At 45.9% G+C, this 16,747-nt stretch carries 14 protein-coding genes; 9 read left to right on the top strand and 5 right to left on the bottom strand.

Annotated features, from left to right (window positions below):
* The first annotated feature begins 156 nt into the window (after positions 1–156).
* The 5 genes from fadB to MN210_RS11445 all read left to right on the top strand — a co-directional run bounded on the left by fadB (position 157) and on the right by MN210_RS11445 (position 5,717).
* On the top strand, positions 157–2,316 hold the full coding sequence (gene fadB, locus MN210_RS11465; RefSeq protein ID WP_338412241.1) for a fatty acid oxidation complex subunit alpha FadB: 2,160 nt from the start codon (positions 157–159) through the stop codon (positions 2,314–2,316).
* Positions 2,317–2,477: 161 nt separating this feature from the next.
* Positions 2,478–3,650: an acetyl-CoA C-acyltransferase FadA gene (fadA, locus tag MN210_RS11460; RefSeq protein WP_011961312.1), complete on the top strand. Its 1,173-nt coding sequence runs from the start codon at positions 2,478–2,480 to the stop codon at positions 3,648–3,650.
* 156 nt (positions 3,651–3,806) lie between these two features.
* A complete protein-coding gene (locus tag MN210_RS11455) occupies positions 3,807–4,205 on the top strand; it encodes a hypothetical protein (RefSeq protein WP_338412240.1) in 399 nt (132 codons plus the stop codon).
* A 149-nt stretch (positions 4,206–4,354) separates the two neighbouring features.
* Positions 4,355–4,933: an isochorismatase family protein gene (locus tag MN210_RS11450; protein ID WP_011961310.1), complete on the top strand. Its 579-nt coding sequence runs from the start codon at positions 4,355–4,357 to the stop codon at positions 4,931–4,933.
* A gap of 166 nt (positions 4,934–5,099) precedes the next feature.
* Positions 5,100–5,717, top strand: coding sequence for an HD domain-containing protein (locus MN210_RS11445; RefSeq protein WP_110817054.1), 618 nt, complete (start codon positions 5,100–5,102; stop codon positions 5,715–5,717).
* A gap of 78 nt (positions 5,718–5,795) precedes the next feature.
* Here MN210_RS11445 and asd read toward each other — a convergent pair whose 3' ends face one another.
* Positions 5,796–6,683 carry an archaetidylserine decarboxylase gene (asd, locus tag MN210_RS11440; RefSeq protein WP_049751019.1) on the bottom strand — a complete coding sequence of 296 codons (888 nt, stop codon included), beginning with the start codon at positions 6,681–6,683 and terminating at the stop codon, positions 5,796–5,798.
* Positions 6,684–6,919: 236 nt separating this feature from the next.
* Here asd and dtd point away from each other — a divergent pair, with 236 nt between their 5' ends.
* From dtd to phoR, 3 genes are all read left to right on the top strand, one after another.
* Entirely contained in the window at positions 6,920–7,360 is a 441-nt protein-coding gene (gene dtd, locus MN210_RS11435; RefSeq protein ID WP_241878624.1) for a D-aminoacyl-tRNA deacylase, read from the top strand.
* Positions 7,361–7,602: 242 nt separating this feature from the next.
* Positions 7,603–8,304 (top strand): phosphate regulon transcriptional regulator PhoB, encoded by a 702-nt coding sequence (phoB, locus tag MN210_RS11430; protein WP_110817052.1) that lies wholly within the window; start codon positions 7,603–7,605, stop codon positions 8,302–8,304.
* A 185-nt stretch (positions 8,305–8,489) separates the two neighbouring features.
* Positions 8,490–10,157 (top strand): phosphate regulon sensor histidine kinase PhoR, encoded by a 1,668-nt coding sequence (phoR, locus tag MN210_RS11425; RefSeq protein ID WP_338412239.1) that lies wholly within the window; start codon positions 8,490–8,492, stop codon positions 10,155–10,157.
* A gap of 146 nt (positions 10,158–10,303) precedes the next feature.
* Here the strand turns inward: phoR and MN210_RS11420 are convergent, their stop codons facing one another.
* Positions 10,304–10,786, bottom strand: coding sequence for an FKBP-type peptidyl-prolyl cis-trans isomerase (locus tag MN210_RS11420; protein WP_011961304.1), 483 nt, complete (start codon positions 10,784–10,786; stop codon positions 10,304–10,306).
* 433 nt (positions 10,787–11,219) lie between these two features.
* Here MN210_RS11420 and MN210_RS11415 point away from each other — a divergent pair, with 433 nt between their 5' ends.
* Complete coding sequence (locus MN210_RS11415) at positions 11,220–13,115, top strand: M61 family metallopeptidase (RefSeq protein WP_338412238.1); 1,896 nt, start codon at positions 11,220–11,222, stop codon at positions 13,113–13,115.
* 61 nt (positions 13,116–13,176) lie between these two features.
* Here MN210_RS11415 and MN210_RS11410 read toward each other — a convergent pair whose 3' ends face one another.
* From MN210_RS11410 to MN210_RS11400, 3 genes are all read right to left on the bottom strand, one after another.
* Complete coding sequence (locus tag MN210_RS11410) at positions 13,177–13,788, bottom strand: pseudouridine synthase (RefSeq protein WP_338412237.1); 612 nt, start codon at positions 13,786–13,788, stop codon at positions 13,177–13,179.
* A 55-nt stretch (positions 13,789–13,843) separates the two neighbouring features.
* Entirely contained in the window at positions 13,844–14,371 is a 528-nt protein-coding gene (locus MN210_RS11405) for an ion channel (RefSeq protein ID WP_241878618.1), read from the bottom strand.
* A 115-nt stretch (positions 14,372–14,486) separates the two neighbouring features.
* Complete coding sequence (locus MN210_RS11400) at positions 14,487–16,709, bottom strand: NADP-dependent isocitrate dehydrogenase (RefSeq protein ID WP_425605608.1); 2,223 nt, start codon at positions 16,707–16,709, stop codon at positions 14,487–14,489.
* Between the last annotated feature and the right edge of the window lie 38 nt (positions 16,710–16,747).

Raw genomic sequence — 16,747 nt, 5'->3', positions numbered from 1 at the left:
AATTTAATACAGCTGCCCCGCGTTTAGTGCTATAAAATCAAGACATGTATGATTCAATCCATTCCCCGACCTACATTGACCTAAGTTTAGATTCTGAAGCAAACACTTGCTGTCAGGACTGAAAAAAAAGCGCTATAAAATAACAAGGAGATTTACATGATATATCAAGGTAACCGCATTACGGTATCGCTGTTAGACGAAGGTATTGCTAACATGCAATTTAACGCCGAGGGTGAGAGTGTTAATAAGTTTGATGCCGAAACAAATAAGCAGTTCGATGAAGCTGTGAGTGCCTTAGAAAAAGCAGATAATGTAAAAGGTTTAATTGTTACCTCAAGTAAAGGCGTCTTTATCGCGGGTGCTGACATCACAGAATTCGTGGGTCATTTTAATAAAGAAGCAGCTGAGATTGAAAAGTGGATCGTTGACATCAACGGTGTATTTAACCGTTTTGAAGACCTGCCATTCCCGAAAGTTGCGGCCATTAATGGCGCAGCATTGGGCGGCGGCTGTGAAATGACTTTGGTTTGTGAATACCGTGTCATGGGCGACAAAGCACAAATCGGTCTACCAGAGACTCAGTTGGGTATCTTCCCAGGCTTCGGTGGTAGCGTGCGTACACCTCGTGTTATCGGTATCGATAATGCAGTAGAGCTGATTGCAACCGGTAAAGCACAAAAACCTGCTGAAGCGTTGAAGCTGGGTCTAGTAGATGCTGTGGTAGCACAAGATGACTTACAAGAAGCGGCCGTGGATCTGGTCAAAAAATGTATCGCAGGCGATCTTGATTGGCAGGCCAAACGTGAAGAGAAGCTTCAGCCGGTTAAACTAAACCAGCTTGAGCAGACTATGGCATTTAGCACTGCTAAAGCGGCCATCTTTGCCAAAGCCAATCCAAAACAGTACCCAGCGCCCGCCATTGCGATCGAAACCATCGAAAAGCATGTCAATCTAGGCCGTGATGAAGCGATTAAAGTAGAAGCAGCCGGTTTTGCCAAAGCGGCGAAGACCCCACAAGCAGAAAGCTTAGTGGGTCTATTCTTAAATGATCAAACGGTTAAGAAGCTTGCCAAACAGCACACCAAAAATGCACATGACATCAATGAAGCGGCGGTACTTGGCGCTGGCATCATGGGTGGCGGTATTGCCTATCAAGCGGCTTCAAAAGGCTTGCCAATTATCATGAAAGACATCAAGTCTGAGCAATTAGACTTAGGTATGGGTGAAGCCAGCAAGCTATTAGGTAAAATGGTTGAGCGTAAGAAAATGACCCCAGCACAAATGGGTGAAACGCTAAGCCGTATCCGTCCTACTTTGAATTACGGCGACTTTGGTGAAACTGACATCGTGATCGAAGCGGTTGTTGAAAATCCAAAAGTAAAACACGCGGTACTAAAAGAAGTAGAAGGCTTAGTAAAAGAAAACGCTATCCTTGCTTCTAACACCTCAACCATCTCTATCACGCATCTAGCCACTGTGCTTGAGCGTCCAGAGAACTTCGTGGGTATGCACTTCTTTAACCCAGTGCACCGCATGCCGCTAGTGGAAGTTATCCGTGGTGAAAAATCATCAGAAGAAGCCATTGCAACCACGGTTGCGTTAGCTCAGCGTATGGGTAAAGTGCCTGTTGTGGTCAATGACTGCCCAGGTTTCTTAGTCAACCGCGTATTGTTCCCATACTTCGGTGCGTTTGACCTGCTATTAAAACAAGGCGCTGACTTTGTTCATGTTGATAAAGTCATGGAGAAATTCGGCTGGCCTATGGGTCCTGCCTACTTAATCGACGTGGTGGGTCTAGACACTGGCGTACACGGCGCAGAAGTGATGGCTGAAGGCTTCCCAGATCGCATGAAGCCAGATTACAAAGGCGCTATCAAGCATCTGTTTGAAAACAACCGTCTGGGTCAGAAAAATGGCGTTGGCTTCTACAAATACGAAAAAGACAGCCGTGGTAAGCCTAAGAAGACTGCTGACGACGCCACTTATGCACTGCTTAAAGACACGACTGATACAGATACGCAGCAGTTCGATGATCAAACCATCATCGATCGTATGATGCTGGCCTTCTGTAACGAAACCGTGCGCTGCTTAGAGGACAACATTGTTGCGACGCCAAGCGAAGCGGACATGGCGATGATTATGGGTGTTGGCTTCCCTGCATTCCGTGGTGGTCCATGCCGTTACATCGACCAAGTTGGCCTTGATAACTACTTAGCGCTATGTGAGAAATATGCACACCTAGGCAAAGCGTATGAAGCGCCGCAGAAAATCCGTGATATGGCAGCGGCTGGCGAGACATTTTACCCAAAAGCCTAATACGATAAACGGTTAAAACAATTTAATTAGGGCTTATGGCAATAATAGCTTTAATAACAGAGTGCCATTTATTTGCACTGTCTGACAGATAAAGCCAGAAGTTTAATACCTAAATTTATTTGCGTAAGTCCTAACAATAATAAAGATTCAAGGAGTATTACATGACAACATTAAGTCCAAAAGACGTGGTCATCGTAGATGGCGTGCGTACCGCAATGGGTAAATCTAAGAACGGTATGTTCCGCAACGTTCGTGCTGATAGCATGTCAGCTGAATTGGTACGTGCTTTGGTTAAGCGCAATGACTTTGATACCAATGAAGTAGAAGACATTATCTGGGGCTGTGTTAACCAGACCCTAGAACAAGGTATGAATATTGGCCGTAACATTGGTTTATTGGCTGATATCCCTAAGACTGCCGGTGGCCAAACCGTTAACCGTCTGTGTGGTTCATCAATGCAAGCGCTACACACCGCTGCCGCTCAAATCATGACCAACCAAGGTGATGTGTTCATCATCGGTGGTGTTGAGCACATGGGCCACGTGGGCATGATGCATGGTATCGATATTAACCCAGAAGCCTCTAAGCATTATGCAAAAGCCTCTAACATGATGGGCTTAACCGCCGAAATGCTCGGCCGTATGAATGGCATCACTCGTGAGCAGCAAGATGAGTTCGGTTATGAATCACATCGCCGTGCTTGGGCAGCCACTCAAGCGGGTCGTTTTGATAACGAAATCATCGGTATTGAAGGTCATGACGCAGAAGGTCGCCTACAGCTTTGTACCGTAGATGAGGTGATTCGCCCTGACACCTCAATGGAGTCATTGGCTAAGCTACGCCCAGTATTCGATCCTGCAAACGGTACAGTAACCGCAGCCACGTCTTCTGCATTATCAGATGGTGCTTCTGCGATGCTGGTGATGAGCGCTCAAAAAGCCAAAGACTTAGGTCTTAAGCCACGTGCCCGCATCCGCAGCATGGCAATCGCTGGCTGTGATGCCGCTATCATGGGTTATGGCCCAGTGCCTGCCACTCAAAAAGCATTAAAGCGTGCTGGCCTAACGGTTGAAGACATGCAAACCATCGAGCTAAACGAAGCGTTCGCCGCTCAAGGTCTGTCAGTACTTAAAGCGCTAAACTTACTTGATAAGCGCGACATCATCAACGTTAATGGTGGTGCTATCGCTCTAGGTCACCCACTGGGCTGTTCTGGTGCGCGTATCACTGTGACGCTACTAAATGCCATGGAGCAGATGGATACTGAAATTGGTCTGGCCACTATGTGTATCGGTCTGGGCCAAGGTATCTCTACTGTGATTGAGCGTGTTTAATCCTTGATTTTAAGTGATTAAATGGCTGTTTTGCAGTAGCAGACGTTAACCATTAGCGTCTTGTATAAAAAGCACCTCTGACGTAATGTTAGAGGTGCTTTTTTAGGACTTACATTAAGCCATACACATACTGCTTTCGCTAAAAGGTAATACCTTATGACTGACAATAAAAATCCCTATCGCAAGTCAGCGCTTACCAAGCTATTTTTAATCTCAGCGGTGGGCGTGGGTCTTAGTCTCATATCTAGTGCCAAATTGGCATCGAGCACTGTGGCACACAAAGCGGGTCAAGATGCTATCACGCCAAAAGTATTGGTGGGTAAGGTGACCAAAGGCTTGGAGCAATTTAGCCTTACCAGCGAGCAAGGGGTGCAATACCATATCTCAGACCCAAGTCATATCTTGGACGACTTGGCCAAAAAAAGAGGGGTGGTAGATAATTTTTATACCCTAAACCGAGTCCGAGTCAAGGCGGTGATTAGTAAGGCCGGTAATTATGGTCATATGGGCTATTATGAGCGTCAAATTAGTATTGTTGGTATCGCGGATGATTAACGCGGCTTTGTATTTTAGGTTCAGCATAGTGGCAACTCTAAATTTGCTTCAAATTACAACAAGTGTGCACCAAAGGGTTTGACCCGATGACACTAATATGACTTAATAGAGACAGGTATTTTTGTCCCCAACAACACAAGGAGCGTGTTATGTCACAAACCATCACCACTGATAAAACTTATCGCATCATGCGCGAAAATACTCAGGCAATGATCATTGATGTGCAACAAAAGCTTACCCCGCACATTTATCGTCATGAAGAGATTATCAAAAAGACCATTACCCTTATTCAAGGCTTACAAATACTTGGCATCCCCATTGTGCTCAATGAGCAATACAAAAAAGGGCTGGGTGAGACGCTGCCTGAGATCATGGAGGTGCTAGATACTTCGAAGGCCAAAATTATCGAAAAAGTCACCTTTAGCGCGTGTGACAATGATGAGACTTGGAATTATTTGGCGCAGCAAAACCGTATTTCTGTACTGGTCTTTGGGGTAGAGACCCATGTTTGCGTGCTACAAACAGTGCTGGATTTACTTGATAATGGTATGCAGCCAGTCGTGATTGCGGATGCCACAGGCTCGCGTGATGCTTATGACCGCCGTCAAGCCATTCGTCGTATGCGTAGAGCGGGCGCAGTCGTTACCACTACCGAAGCCATTTTGTTTGAGCTGTGTCGTTCAAGCCAAGACCCTACGTTTAAGGCCATTAGCCAGTTAATTAAATAAACTATCCAGGCTTTACGCCTTGCTGTAACTAATCCGTGATAATGCCATTTATCACGGATTTTTTTATGACTGTTATTAGATGCTTTAGCACATAGCGCAGTCTTGTATAAGCCACTGTATTCGATTAGCCTATACCCACATTATCTATCAAAATATAAGGTTTATTATGCCGCTCACCCCGCCCAATACACACCGCGATAAAGCGCTGGATATGACCCAAATTACTGAGTTTTTGTTAGAGCTTGATGCCTTAAAACGCGTGGATCGGCGTAGCTATGTGCCGCAGACCACTCGCTTTGAGAACTCAGCTGAGCATTCTTGGCATTTGGCCATGGCGTGTTGGTCTATCGCTGAGCTATTTCAGCTTGATGTCAATCATGAGAAGCTGTTAAAACTGGCTTTGGTGCATGACTTGGGTGAGATTGATGCCGGCGATACGTTTTTATACGCTGAGAGTCGCAGTGAGGCACATATTGAGGAGAGAGAAGGGATTGTACGTTTGCAGGCACATAGCGGTAATGGCATCAGCAACTTGCTTGAGGTGTGGGATGAGCAAGAAAGTGGAAGCAGTGCTGAGACTCAGTTATTAAAAGCAATAGATCGTTTATTGCCATTTTTATTAAACCTAAATACTCAAGGCAAAACATGGCGTGATCATGGGGTGAAGCGCTCCCAAGTGGCAGGTATGCATGCATTTATAGCAACCAGTTTTCCAGTTATCCATGAGTGGATAGAGCTACAGCTTGATTATGCGACCAAGCAGGGCTGGTTATTAGACGCTTAGTTATCAATAAAAAATGCGATAAATAAAGGTGCATTCGCTGCACCTTTATATTGTCAAGCATAGACTCATCGTAGGTAGTTAGGCTTTGTCAGCCACACCCAGCAGCTGACCCATCTGCACTACAGCACCATGCTGCATGTCTTGTGCCCAGTTGACGCCTGCAGACTTTGGCATGACCACAATAGCGGTTGAGCCCAAATAGAAGCGGCCCAGCTCATCGCCTTTTTTTAAGCTAAGCGTGTGCTCTAAAGTTTGGATACGGTCGCTGCGATCAATTTTACCCGTGGCGACTGTCTCGATACCCGCCACAATCATAGCGCCGACCAGCACCACCACAGCACGGCCAAACTCAGTATCAAACACACACACCAAACGCTCATTGCGGGCGAATAAATCAGGAACATTGGCGGCTGTGACATTGTTTACTGAGAACAAGCTGCCAGGTACATAGCGTGTCTCAACTAAGGTGCCATCGAACGGCATATGCACTCTATGGTAGTTGCTAGGTGCTAAGTATACCGTAGCGAAGCTGCCGCCCTCATAGTAGCTGCTGTGCTTATTATCGGTGTCTGCTAACAGATGGCTCACCGAATAATCACGGCCTTTAGCCTGCAAGATTTGGCCTTGCTGAATATGGCCAATCTGTGAAATCATACCGTCTGCTGGAGAGACAATACCGTCTTTGGTGTCATCAATGGGGCGGGCGTCCTGCGCAAGCTCTCGGGTAAAAAAGTCATTGAAGCTTTTAAAATCGCCTAAGTTCTTGCGCGCGTATTCCTCTAAGCTAATGCCATAGGCTTTGGCAAAAGTATGCACAAAGGCTTTTTTGACCAGAGGGTTTTGGCTGGCAGCCAGACGTCCGGCCGTTTCACTGAGTTTTTGCTGCGGCACTAAGTGCTGAGCTGCAGTAAATAAGCCATCACGAGTGAGCAGCTGCTCGGCTTGTTTTTTTAAAGAGGCTTTCATTAAGTTTTTCATAAAAGAGATCATCGTAAGCTGTAAAAATGGGGGATCATCACTGGTTTAGATAACATAAACTTGCCAGTGATAAAAACTAAAAGTTAAGGAGCACCTAGTTTAGCATAATCAAGATTAAGCAAGGTCGTCCGTAAGTAGACCTGCCGCTTATAAATCACTATAAAACATAGCGGCTAAACCATTAGATAAATAAAGAGTGCCAGTAAAATACAGGAGCAGATATTATGAAAGCCTTAATACAGCGAGTCAGCGCCGCCAGTGTGCGTGTGGACAATCAGATTGTGGGTCAAATTGAGCAGGGTATATTGGCCTATATTGGTTTGGGCCCAGAAGATACATTAGAGAGCGCCCAAAAGATGATTGATAAAATTTTGGGTTACCGAATATTTGATAATGACGCCGGTAAGCTGGATAAAAATGTACAGCAAGTGGCGGGTGGCTTGCTGCTGGTGTCGCAGTTTACGTTGATGGCAAAGACCGATAAGGGGCGTCGTCCTGATTTTGGTGGGGCAATGCCGCCTGCACAGGCCAGTGAGCTGTTTAAGCAGATGATCGATTATGCCAAGCAGCAACATGATAAGGTCGCCACTGGGGAATTTGGTGCCAATATGCTGGTTCAGGCAGACAATGATGGGCCCTTAAACTTTATTTTGGAAATAAGTTAATAACAACGTCTTTAGCAGCACATGATATGTAAAGGGTGATATATTAGTATGATGATACAGTCTGTTTAAAAAGCCTAATATAGGGCGTTTATAAAATACAAGGTTGCGCTTAATCTCATCAGTTACACTTTTTTCATCTAACTGTCATAATTTTACGTTGTAATATAACGGTAATATTTGCCTACCTTTGTAGTGCGTGGCCAATAAGCCATTAGATATGCCAATAATAGGACAGTAAACAGATGAATATCGAAACCATACTAGTTGTAGAAGACGAGCCTGCCATTCGCGAGATGATCGTCACTACCTTAGAAATGGCAGGCTTTGAGTGTCTGCAGGCCGAAGATGTCAGTGAAGCGCACAGTCAAGTGGTAGACCATAGACCAGCTATGATCTTATTAGATTGGATGTTACCGGGTAACCAATCCGGTATCGATCTGTGCCGCCGTCTAAAAAAAGATGAACTGCTCTCTGAGATTCCCATAATTATGCTGACTGCGCGCGGCGAGGAAGACAATAAAGTACAAGGCTTAGATGCGGGGGCAGATGATTATATCACCAAGCCGTTCTCCACCCGCGAGCTGGTCTCACGGATTAAGGCAGTACTGCGCCGTAGCAGCGCCTTATCAGGTGACAAGCCTATTGAAGCTGAAGGCTTAAGTCTAGACCCAGTCAGCCAAAGGTTGTCAGCCGATGGTACCCCGCTTGAAATTGGTCCGACCGAATACCGTCTATTGGCATTTTTTATGAGCCATCCAGAGCGGGCTTATACCCGTACTCAGCTGTTAGACCAAGTATGGGGTGGCAACGTCTATGTCGAAGACAGAACCATTGATGTGCATATCCGCCGCTTACGTAAAGTGCTTGAACCGTATAACTATGCTGAGTTTATCCAAACGGTACGCGGCACCGGTTACCGCTTTTCAACTCAGCGTAATGGCTAATTGTAAGTCATTAACTGGTTTTTTGTCCTATTGAACGCTGCTGATCAGGCGGCGCTCTTGGTGTTAAAAGTCGATTTTTACACGGCATCTTTGCTACTGCCTGCCATAAAGGTTAAGCAGATATCGACGTTAACTAAGAGCTTGGGGCCAACTCTATTATTGATTATTGTTAAGTTGAGAGCACCATGAGCCAGTCTAAATCACAGTCTAATTCAGCTTCTAAGCTGGGCCGTCAGTCTGATATGCCTCATCAACAGCAGTTAGAGGTCGGGGAGGCTGTCTCTGAGCAGGTGACGGTAAGTGATGAGAATAAAGAGCGCTTAATAGATGGCTTTGATGGTGCTACAACAGCCACACCTCTTAAAAAAGTAACCAAAAGCAGTCCTTATAAAAACCCCTACAGTAATCTGTATCAGAACCTTAGCGACACTAATTCCAAAAACATCATAGAGCCACTGCCCGATAATAAAAATCCCAGAGCCACGTTGCTCTGGTCAGACTTTAAGTGGTTGGTCATATTAATTTTGCTAGGGGCTTTATTAGGTCACTATATGAATGCGCTGCCTTGGGGGATTATCGTGGCACTGGTACTGTACTATGTGTGGCGCTTGTACTCGGTTCAGCAGTTTTATGGCTGGATGAGTAAGTCGTTAACCCTGCCGCCGCCTGAGTTGTCAGGCAGTATGACGTTTATGGCCAATCAGCTTTATGAGAGCAAAAGACAAGAGCAAATGACCCACCAAAGAATGATGGGTCTGATTAAAAAAATCCGCAGCTCATTACTGGCTTTGCAAGATGCGGTTATTTTGCTGGATAAAGATGACAGCTTGGAGTGGTGGAATCAGGCAGCCGAAACCTTACTGGCTTTACGCTCACAAGACCAAGGTCGCAGTATCTTAGACTTAATAGATGCGCCTGAGTTTAAAGCGTATTATGTCGATGCCGTCTCTCCTAACGATGGCTTAAGAATGCGCTCTTGGCGCGATTATGAGCGGTTTTTGCAGTGTGAGGTCACTCATTTTGGCACAGAGAAGCTACTGATTATCTATGACGTGACCCGCTTGCATCATTTAGAGCAGATGCGTAAAGACTTCGTGGGTAATGTTTCACACGAGCTGCGAACCCCGCTTACAGTAATAATGGGTTATATCGAAACCTTCTCAGACCAGCCAGATTTGGACCCCAAATGGCGACGCGGCTTTAGCCTTATGACTCAGCAAACCGTGCGTATGAATCAGATTATCAATGATTTGTTGCTGTTGTCTCGTTTGGAGAACGAAGAGTCGATACAAAGTGAGCGTGTGGATATGCCCAAGCTACTTACCCGTATCTTCGATGATGCGCAAGCTTATAATAAAGACTACAACCACTTGATCGATTTGCATCTAGATTCGCAACAAGACATTTATGGTGCTGAGGGGTACTTGCACAGTGCGCTGCTCAACTTGGTGACCAATGCCATCAAATATACCCCCAAAGGGGGGGAAGTGCGTATTACATGGCAAGAGGTTAAAGAGGGCTGTCTGTTTACAGTAAGTGATAATGGCATAGGTATTGCTGATGAGCACCTAGATAGGCTCACCGAGCGCTTCTACCGAGTAGATGGCGGTCGCAGCCGCTCAACAGGTGGCACGGGTCTAGGATTGGCCATCGTCAAGCATGTACTTTATCAACATGAAGCCAAGCTGACGATCGAGTCAGTGGAGGGTAAAGGCTCTAAGTTTCATGTTCTGTTCCCCAAACGCCGTATTTATCAGAGTGTGAGCAGTAAGTCGGCTGCTAAGTTAAAACCGCCAGTCACAGACAATAACAACGTGCAGGATTTGCAGGATAAGCCCAGCTCAAACAGCTAGCTGCGACTACGTATAGCGGTATAGGCGTATAGGTGACAGAGGGTTATTTAATCGGCATAAATTTCACTCAAAAAAAGAGCCACTCAACTTGAGTGGCTCTTTTATGTCAGCTATGTCAGCGTTAGTCGCTAACACTAACGGCTAAATTAGTGCTGAACGCCGCCGTTGCCATGTACATGGCCGTGGTTTAGCTCATCTTCAGTCGCTGCACGTACTTCAACGATTTCTACGTCAAAGCTTAGTTTTTTGCCAGCTAGAGGATGGTTAGCATCGACAGTAACCGTGTCATCGTTTACGTCAGTTACTGTGACTAGCATAACTTGACCTTCTGCTTCAGACTGGAACTGCATGCCAGGTTGGATGTCTTCAACGCCTTGGAAATTAGCACGAGGTACTTTTTGTACGGCTTGCTCTTGGTATTCGCCGTAAGCGTCAGCGGGTTCAATAACCGCAGTTAATGAATCGCCTGCAGATTTGCCTTCAAGCTCTTTTTCAAGACCTGGGATGATGTTGTTATGGCCATGCAAGTAAGCTAAAGGCTCACCTTGTGACTGATCGATAACGTTACCATTTTCGTCTTTTAAGATATAGTTGAAACGTACGGCAGTATCTTTTGCGATTGTGGTCATAAAAATTCCTCGAATAATATAGGCGTTCTATATGTTAATTAATAATACAATAAAGAAGGGTGTTTATGTTGGCAAAAAATCACTGATGCCACACCTCTGCTAATTGCCTTGTCTAATAGATTGCGATGATAGACAAAAGTTTCAAGTCATGTTCTCAAATTAATTGGTAAATTGCGAAGTTTTTTTACATTTTTTTAAAAATATAGCCCAAAAAACAGCCATAAGACCACAAAATATGAGTTTATTCTCATTTTTTAGGAATAAAAGTCGATATTTGCTGACTAAATTTTTACGATGGTTGAAGTTTGAATGCGTACCCCTAATTATAAATTAAAGCCCCTAAGGTTTTGGCCACTCCTTTACCTAAGTATTGATGGTGGTATTGATGGCTACTGGGTTACTTTTTTCGCTAACACGGATATGACAGACCTTTATGACTACTTCAAATAATGCTTTAACCACTCAGTACGATCAAGATTTGGCCGTGCATTACCATTTGGATTTTGAGCGCTTCACTCAGCACTTAGTCGAGGTGACTTTAAGCTTCACTGCAGACAAGTCGGCGCCTGTGCTGTGGCTGCCAGCTTGGATTCCAGGCAGTTATTTGATGCGTGAATTTGCGCGTAATATTACCGCAGTGCAGTATCACGTTGTTGGCAAAGATGAGAGATACAGAGCGCAAAAGCTGAGTAAAAACGAGTGGCAATTGCCCAAAATTACGGCTGGTGAGAAGGTAGAGGTGCGCTATGAGGTGTACTGCTATGACTTATCAGTACGTACCGCTTATGTTGATCAAACCCGTTTGTATGGCAACTTTACTTCATTGGCCTTGGCGATAGAGGGGCAAGAGGCGTTACCTGTGGCGGTGACTTTAAGCGTGCCGCAAGCCTTTTATGACGCGCAAGCTAAGGGTGCAGAGCCGGTAAAAATTGCCTGTGGTCTTAAGCATCGCTATCTGCATACAGATCATGTCCATTATTATCAGCTCAGTGCTGAGAGTTATCCTGAGCTTATCGACTATCCTTTTGAAATCGCGCCGCAATCTGAGTTTGATTTTATTGTTCAAGACCGTAAGCACAATACCACGGTGCATCATTTTTATATCTCAGGTAAGCACAGCGCCAACATGGGCCGCTTACAGCAAGATGTGACTCAGATTTGTCAAAGCTATGTCAGCTGGCTCGGAGATGCACCTTTTAGTGGTGAGGATTATGAGGGCTATACTTTCATGACCTATGCCAGTGGCAACGATTACGGCGGCCTTGAGCATATTAACTCTACCAGCTTGGTGAGCCCGCGTAGTGATTTACCGTCCGCTCAAGAGCCACAAGAGCCGAGCGAAAGCTATCAGCGCTTTTTGGGATTGTGCAGCCATGAGTATTTTCATGCTTGGTGGGTGAAGACCGTACGCCCTGATGTGATGATGGCTGTGGATTTACGCCGTGAGGCTTATACGCCGCTGCTGTGGGTATTTGAGGGGTTTACCTCATATATTGATGACTTTATGCTCCAAGCTTCAGGGGTTATCAATCAGCAAAGCTATCTAAAGCTGCTACAAAACCAAATTAACCGCTATAACCAAACGCCAGGACGCGCTTTACAAAGTGTGGCAGAGTCCAGCTTCGATGCTTGGATTAAGCTATACCGCGCTGATGAAAATACGGGTAATGCCGGTATTAGTTACTATAACAAAGGGGCCTTGGTGGCTTTATGTTTGGATTTAACACTGATGCAGCAAAGCGGTGGCAAGCATCGTTTGTTTGATGTGGTAAAAGCTTTTTATGAGCAGGCCAAGGCTCAAGGCGCAGCGGGCAATCGCATTCGTATCGGTATGAATAACGATAACCTAGAGGCGGTCATCAGCCAATTTATGGACAACGCCATTTGGCAAGAGTTTAAGGCACGCTATGTCGATGGTGTAGAGGCGTTACCTATTTATGAGCTGCTAGAGGCTAATGGCATTAAGATAACTCAAGACAGCCGAGACAACAGCTTAGCGTGGGGTATTAGCGTTACTGAAAGTGCTGAGGGCTTGCAAGTCACCAAAGTGCTGCGTGACAGTGTGGCCGCTGAAGCAGGTCTCTCTGCCAAAGACGTCATTGTGGCGATTGACGGTATTAAAGCCACCAAAAAACAGCTACAAACTGTGGCGGAGTCAGGTCTTGATAGCGTGAGCTGTCATGCATTTCGCCGTGATGAGCTGTTGAGCTTTGAGGTGAGTCACCAAACCCAGTCAGGAGTGAGTGCCAATCCAAGTTTAGAGAAGATTAGTTTAAGTTTAGGCGACTCAGGCTTTGAGCACTGGTTAACACCGGATTTTATACGGTAGTGATTGATAGGGTATAGCCGAGCCAAAAGGGCACGGCTATACCAGGGTGTTGTTTAATGATTTAAAAAACACCCAAATCCTTTAAGCGCTTGTCATTTAAATGTACCCGTACAAACTCGCCTACCGCTAAATTGCCCAGCTCAAAGCCGGCAGCAGACCAGCGAATCAGGCGTAGGCAGGGCAGGCCAACATGAGCAGTCATGCGGCGCACCTGGCGGTTTTTACCCTCATAAATGGTCATCATTAGCCATGAGTCAGGCACACTTTTGCGTTCACGAATGGGTGGATCACGTTGCCAAAGTGGCATGGGTAAATCCTCTTCACTAATGTGTTTTACCTCAGCGGGTAGGGTCTGACCATCTTTTAGCAGCACCCCTTGACGCAGTTGCTCTAATTGCTCACTTGAGGGGATGCCCTCTACCTGTACTAAGTAAGTTTTGCCCTGCTTACGCCCTGCATTGGCTTTGGGCGGATGGGTAATGGCTTTATTGACCTGGCCATCTGAGGTCAGCAGCAAAAGCCCCTCACTGGTCGCATCGAGTCGTCCGGCCACTCGGAGCGATTTATCGGTGAAAAACTGGGATAACGGCGCAAACTTGTTATTGGCATCATCACTAAACTGACTTTGAACGCCGTAGGGTTTGTTAAATAAGATAACACTTGAGGTGGCCATAAAAGGGAAGTTCCAAATACATCAATGAAAAGGGAGTAAACAACGATTTTGGTGCCTAATCAGGATCAGTACCGCGGTTTACGCCACTGCCTTTGGCCGTCCACTGAACAACCGATAAGCTAGTTGAGGCCATAAGGCCAAGCACCAAATACCCCACCAAAGCATGCATACTTGATAAGACGCGGCCAACACCTTGTGGCCGAAAGTCACCATAGCCTGTGGAGGTAAAAGTAATAATAGAATAATAGCAGCTCAGCCAAAAATCATGGGTGAGGGGACTACCGTCACGGGTCGTGTCCACAATACCAATCTGAGAATACATGGCCGAAAAAACCAACAAGAACAAAAAGACATTAAAGCTAAAGAGTATAAGCTCTTTGTAGAGATTGCCACTGTCGCCATAAATGCGTTGTAACGTGCTAAATACAGACCACAAAAATACGCCGCAAAATAAGAAGCTAAAGCCAATAATAACGCTATCGCGCCAAGCGCTATCGGCTAAAAAACGGGTCAAAGTATACCAAACAGTGGCCACAATAATAAAAAGAATAAGCGTGCGTCTAGCTGTGTTTAGTTTTAGCATGATAAAGCGCCTAATATAAAATACCTCAGTAGTTTAAACTACTGAGGTATTAACATAAAATCAAACGGGCGATGTAGCGAACCATGTCAGCCAGATGAGGCTTCATGGCTTGTGCTTATAGCGCAGCTAAAATCTTATTGAAGGTTTGGCTTGGGCGCATCACCTGCTTCACAACCTCATCATTGGGCAGATAGTAACCCTCAATGTCGACTTGATGACCTTGCACCTCATTAAGCTCTTTGACGATAGTATCCTCATTATCGGCAAGTGCTTTAGCCAGTGGTGCAAATCTTTGTTTTAGGCTGGCATCTTGGTCTTGCTTAGCCAATGCTTGAGCCCAGTACATGGCCAAGTAAAAATGGCTGCCGCGGTTGTCCAGCTCACCCACTTTACGTGAGGGTGACTTGTTGTTTAGCAGGAGCTTCTCGGTGGCATCGCTTAAAGTATCGGCTAGGATTTGCGCTTTTGGGTTTTGTGCGGTGCCATGCTCAGCTTCGTGCTCAAGTGACACAGTCAATGCCAAAAACTCTCCCAGTGAATCCCAGCGTAGATGATTTTCCTCCAGCAGCTGCTGCACATGTTTGGGCGCTGAACCACCGGCACCGGTTTCAAACAGGCCGCCACCGTTCATAAGCGGCACGATAGATAGCATCTTAGCACTGGTACCCAGCTCAAGGATGGGAAATAAATCGGTCAGATAATCACGCAATACGTTGCCGGTGACTGACAGCGTATCCTTGCCAGCGATCAGACGCTCAAGCGTAAATCGGGTTGCTTCACGAATGGGCATGATATGAATTTCTAAGCCTTCGGTGTCATGGTCTTTTAGGTACAACTCGACTTTTTCGATTAAGGCGGCGTGGTGAGCTCGGTTTTTATCCAGCCAGAAAACGGCCGGCATGCCGCTGGCTCGGGCACGGGTCACTGCAAGTTTTACCCAGTCTTGGATAGGGGCATCTTTGACACGGTTCATGCGCCAGATGTCATCTTTTTTGACCGCATGCTCAGTCAGCACGTTGCCATCGGCATCGATGACTTGGATTTTTCCTTTGCCTGGCATCTGAAAAGTGGTGTCATGCGAGCCATACTCTTCAGCTTTTTGAGCCATAAGGCCAATATTGGGTACAGTGCCCATGGTGGTGGGGTCAAAGGCACCATGCTCTTTACAAAAGCGGATGGTCTCATCATAAAGGGCGGCATAACTGCTGTCGGGGATTACTGCATTCACATCATGTAGCTTGCCATCAGGGCCCCACATTTGACCACCGTTACGGATCATCGCTGGCATAGAGGCATCGACAATGACATCACTTGGCACATGCAAGTTGGTAATGCCTTTGTCTGAATCGACCATGGCCAGTGGCGGATTGGTGTCATATACCTGTTGAATATCCGCCTCTATCTGTTGACGCTGATCATCTGGCAGCTCTTGAATCTTAGTCAGCAACTGGGCAAAGCCATTGTTGACGTTGACACCGAGCTTGTCAAAAGTCTCACCGTGTTTGGCAAACAAGTCTTTAAAATAAACTCGCACCGCCTCACCAAAGATGATTGGGTCAGACACTTTCATCATAGTCGCTTTTAGATGAATAGAGAATAACAGGCCCTGTGCCTTGGCATCTTGCACTTGTTCTTGTAAGAAATTGCTTAGCACATCAAAACATAAGATAGAGGTGTCCATCAGCTCCCCCTTTAATAGCGGAGCAGGCGATTTAAGCTCGGTAGCTGTACCGGTTTCATCGGTATAGACCACACGGTACTTGGTTTCTTTATCGATGGTCACTGACTTTTCGTCATCAACGAAGTCACAATGTGCCATGGTAGATACATGGGTTTTTGAGTCACGGCGCCAAGGCTTCATGGCATGTGGATTGGCTCGGGCATAGGCCTTAACCGCTTTTGGGGCGCGGCGATCGGAGTTACCTTCACGTAGTACTGGATTTACCGCACTGCCTTTGATTTTATCAAAACGGGCCCGCACTTCTTTTTCTTTATCGGTGCTGGGGGTATCTGGGAAGTCAGGCACCCCAAAGCCTTTGTCTTGTAGCTCTTTAATGGCTGCTTTTAGCTGAGGAATAGAGGCGCTGATATTGGGTAATTTGATGATATTGGCGTCAGGCTTTAGCACTAATTGGCCAAGCTCGGTAAGTGCATCAGGCACTTGCTGCTCGGGGCTTAGATACTCTGGAAAAAGTGCCAAAATACGGGCGGCTAATGAGATATCACTGACTTCAACTTCAATGTCGGCACTATGCGTAAATGCTTGTACAATGGGTAAAAATGACTGCGTGGCCAGCGCTGGGGCTTCGTCGGTTTTGGTATATATAATTTTTGACATGATGGTATTCATTCCTTTTTATTGTTTTATGACTGAGG

Origin of the sequence: Psychrobacter raelei (assembly GCF_022631235.3) — a bacterium.
GTDB lineage: Bacteria > Pseudomonadota > Gammaproteobacteria > Pseudomonadales > Moraxellaceae > Psychrobacter > Psychrobacter raelei.
This window is presented reverse-complemented; position numbering and strand designations above follow the sequence as displayed.

Bases quoted from the DNA above. Each gene is read 5' to 3' on its own strand.
- fadB (WP_338412241.1), top strand. From the start codon at position 157: ATGATATATCAAGGTAACCGCATTACGGTATCGCTGTTAGACGAAGGT.
- fadA (WP_011961312.1), top strand. From the start codon at position 2,478: ATGACAACATTAAGTCCAAAAGACGTGGTCATCGTAGATGGCGTGCGT.
- MN210_RS11455 (WP_338412240.1), top strand. From the start codon at position 3,807: ATGACTGACAATAAAAATCCCTATCGCAAGTCAGCGCTTACCAAGCTA.
- MN210_RS11450 (WP_011961310.1), top strand. From the start codon at position 4,355: ATGTCACAAACCATCACCACTGATAAAACTTATCGCATCATGCGCGAA.
- MN210_RS11445 (WP_110817054.1), top strand. From the start codon at position 5,100: ATGCCGCTCACCCCGCCCAATACACACCGCGATAAAGCGCTGGATATG.
- asd (WP_049751019.1), bottom strand. From the start codon at position 6,683: ATGAAAGCCTCTTTAAAAAAACAAGCCGAGCAGCTGCTCACTCGTGAT.
- dtd (WP_241878624.1), top strand. From the start codon at position 6,920: ATGAAAGCCTTAATACAGCGAGTCAGCGCCGCCAGTGTGCGTGTGGAC.
- phoB (WP_110817052.1), top strand. From the start codon at position 7,603: ATGAATATCGAAACCATACTAGTTGTAGAAGACGAGCCTGCCATTCGC.
- phoR (WP_338412239.1), top strand. From the start codon at position 8,490: ATGAGCCAGTCTAAATCACAGTCTAATTCAGCTTCTAAGCTGGGCCGT.
- MN210_RS11420 (WP_011961304.1), bottom strand. From the start codon at position 10,786: ATGACCACAATCGCAAAAGATACTGCCGTACGTTTCAACTATATCTTA.
- MN210_RS11415 (WP_338412238.1), top strand. From the start codon at position 11,220: ATGACTACTTCAAATAATGCTTTAACCACTCAGTACGATCAAGATTTG.
- MN210_RS11410 (WP_338412237.1), bottom strand. From the start codon at position 13,788: ATGGCCACCTCAAGTGTTATCTTATTTAACAAACCCTACGGCGTTCAA.
- MN210_RS11405 (WP_241878618.1), bottom strand. From the start codon at position 14,371: ATGCTAAAACTAAACACAGCTAGACGCACGCTTATTCTTTTTATTATT.
- MN210_RS11400 (WP_425605608.1), bottom strand. From the start codon at position 16,709: ATGTCAAAAATTATATATACCAAAACCGACGAAGCCCCAGCGCTGGCC.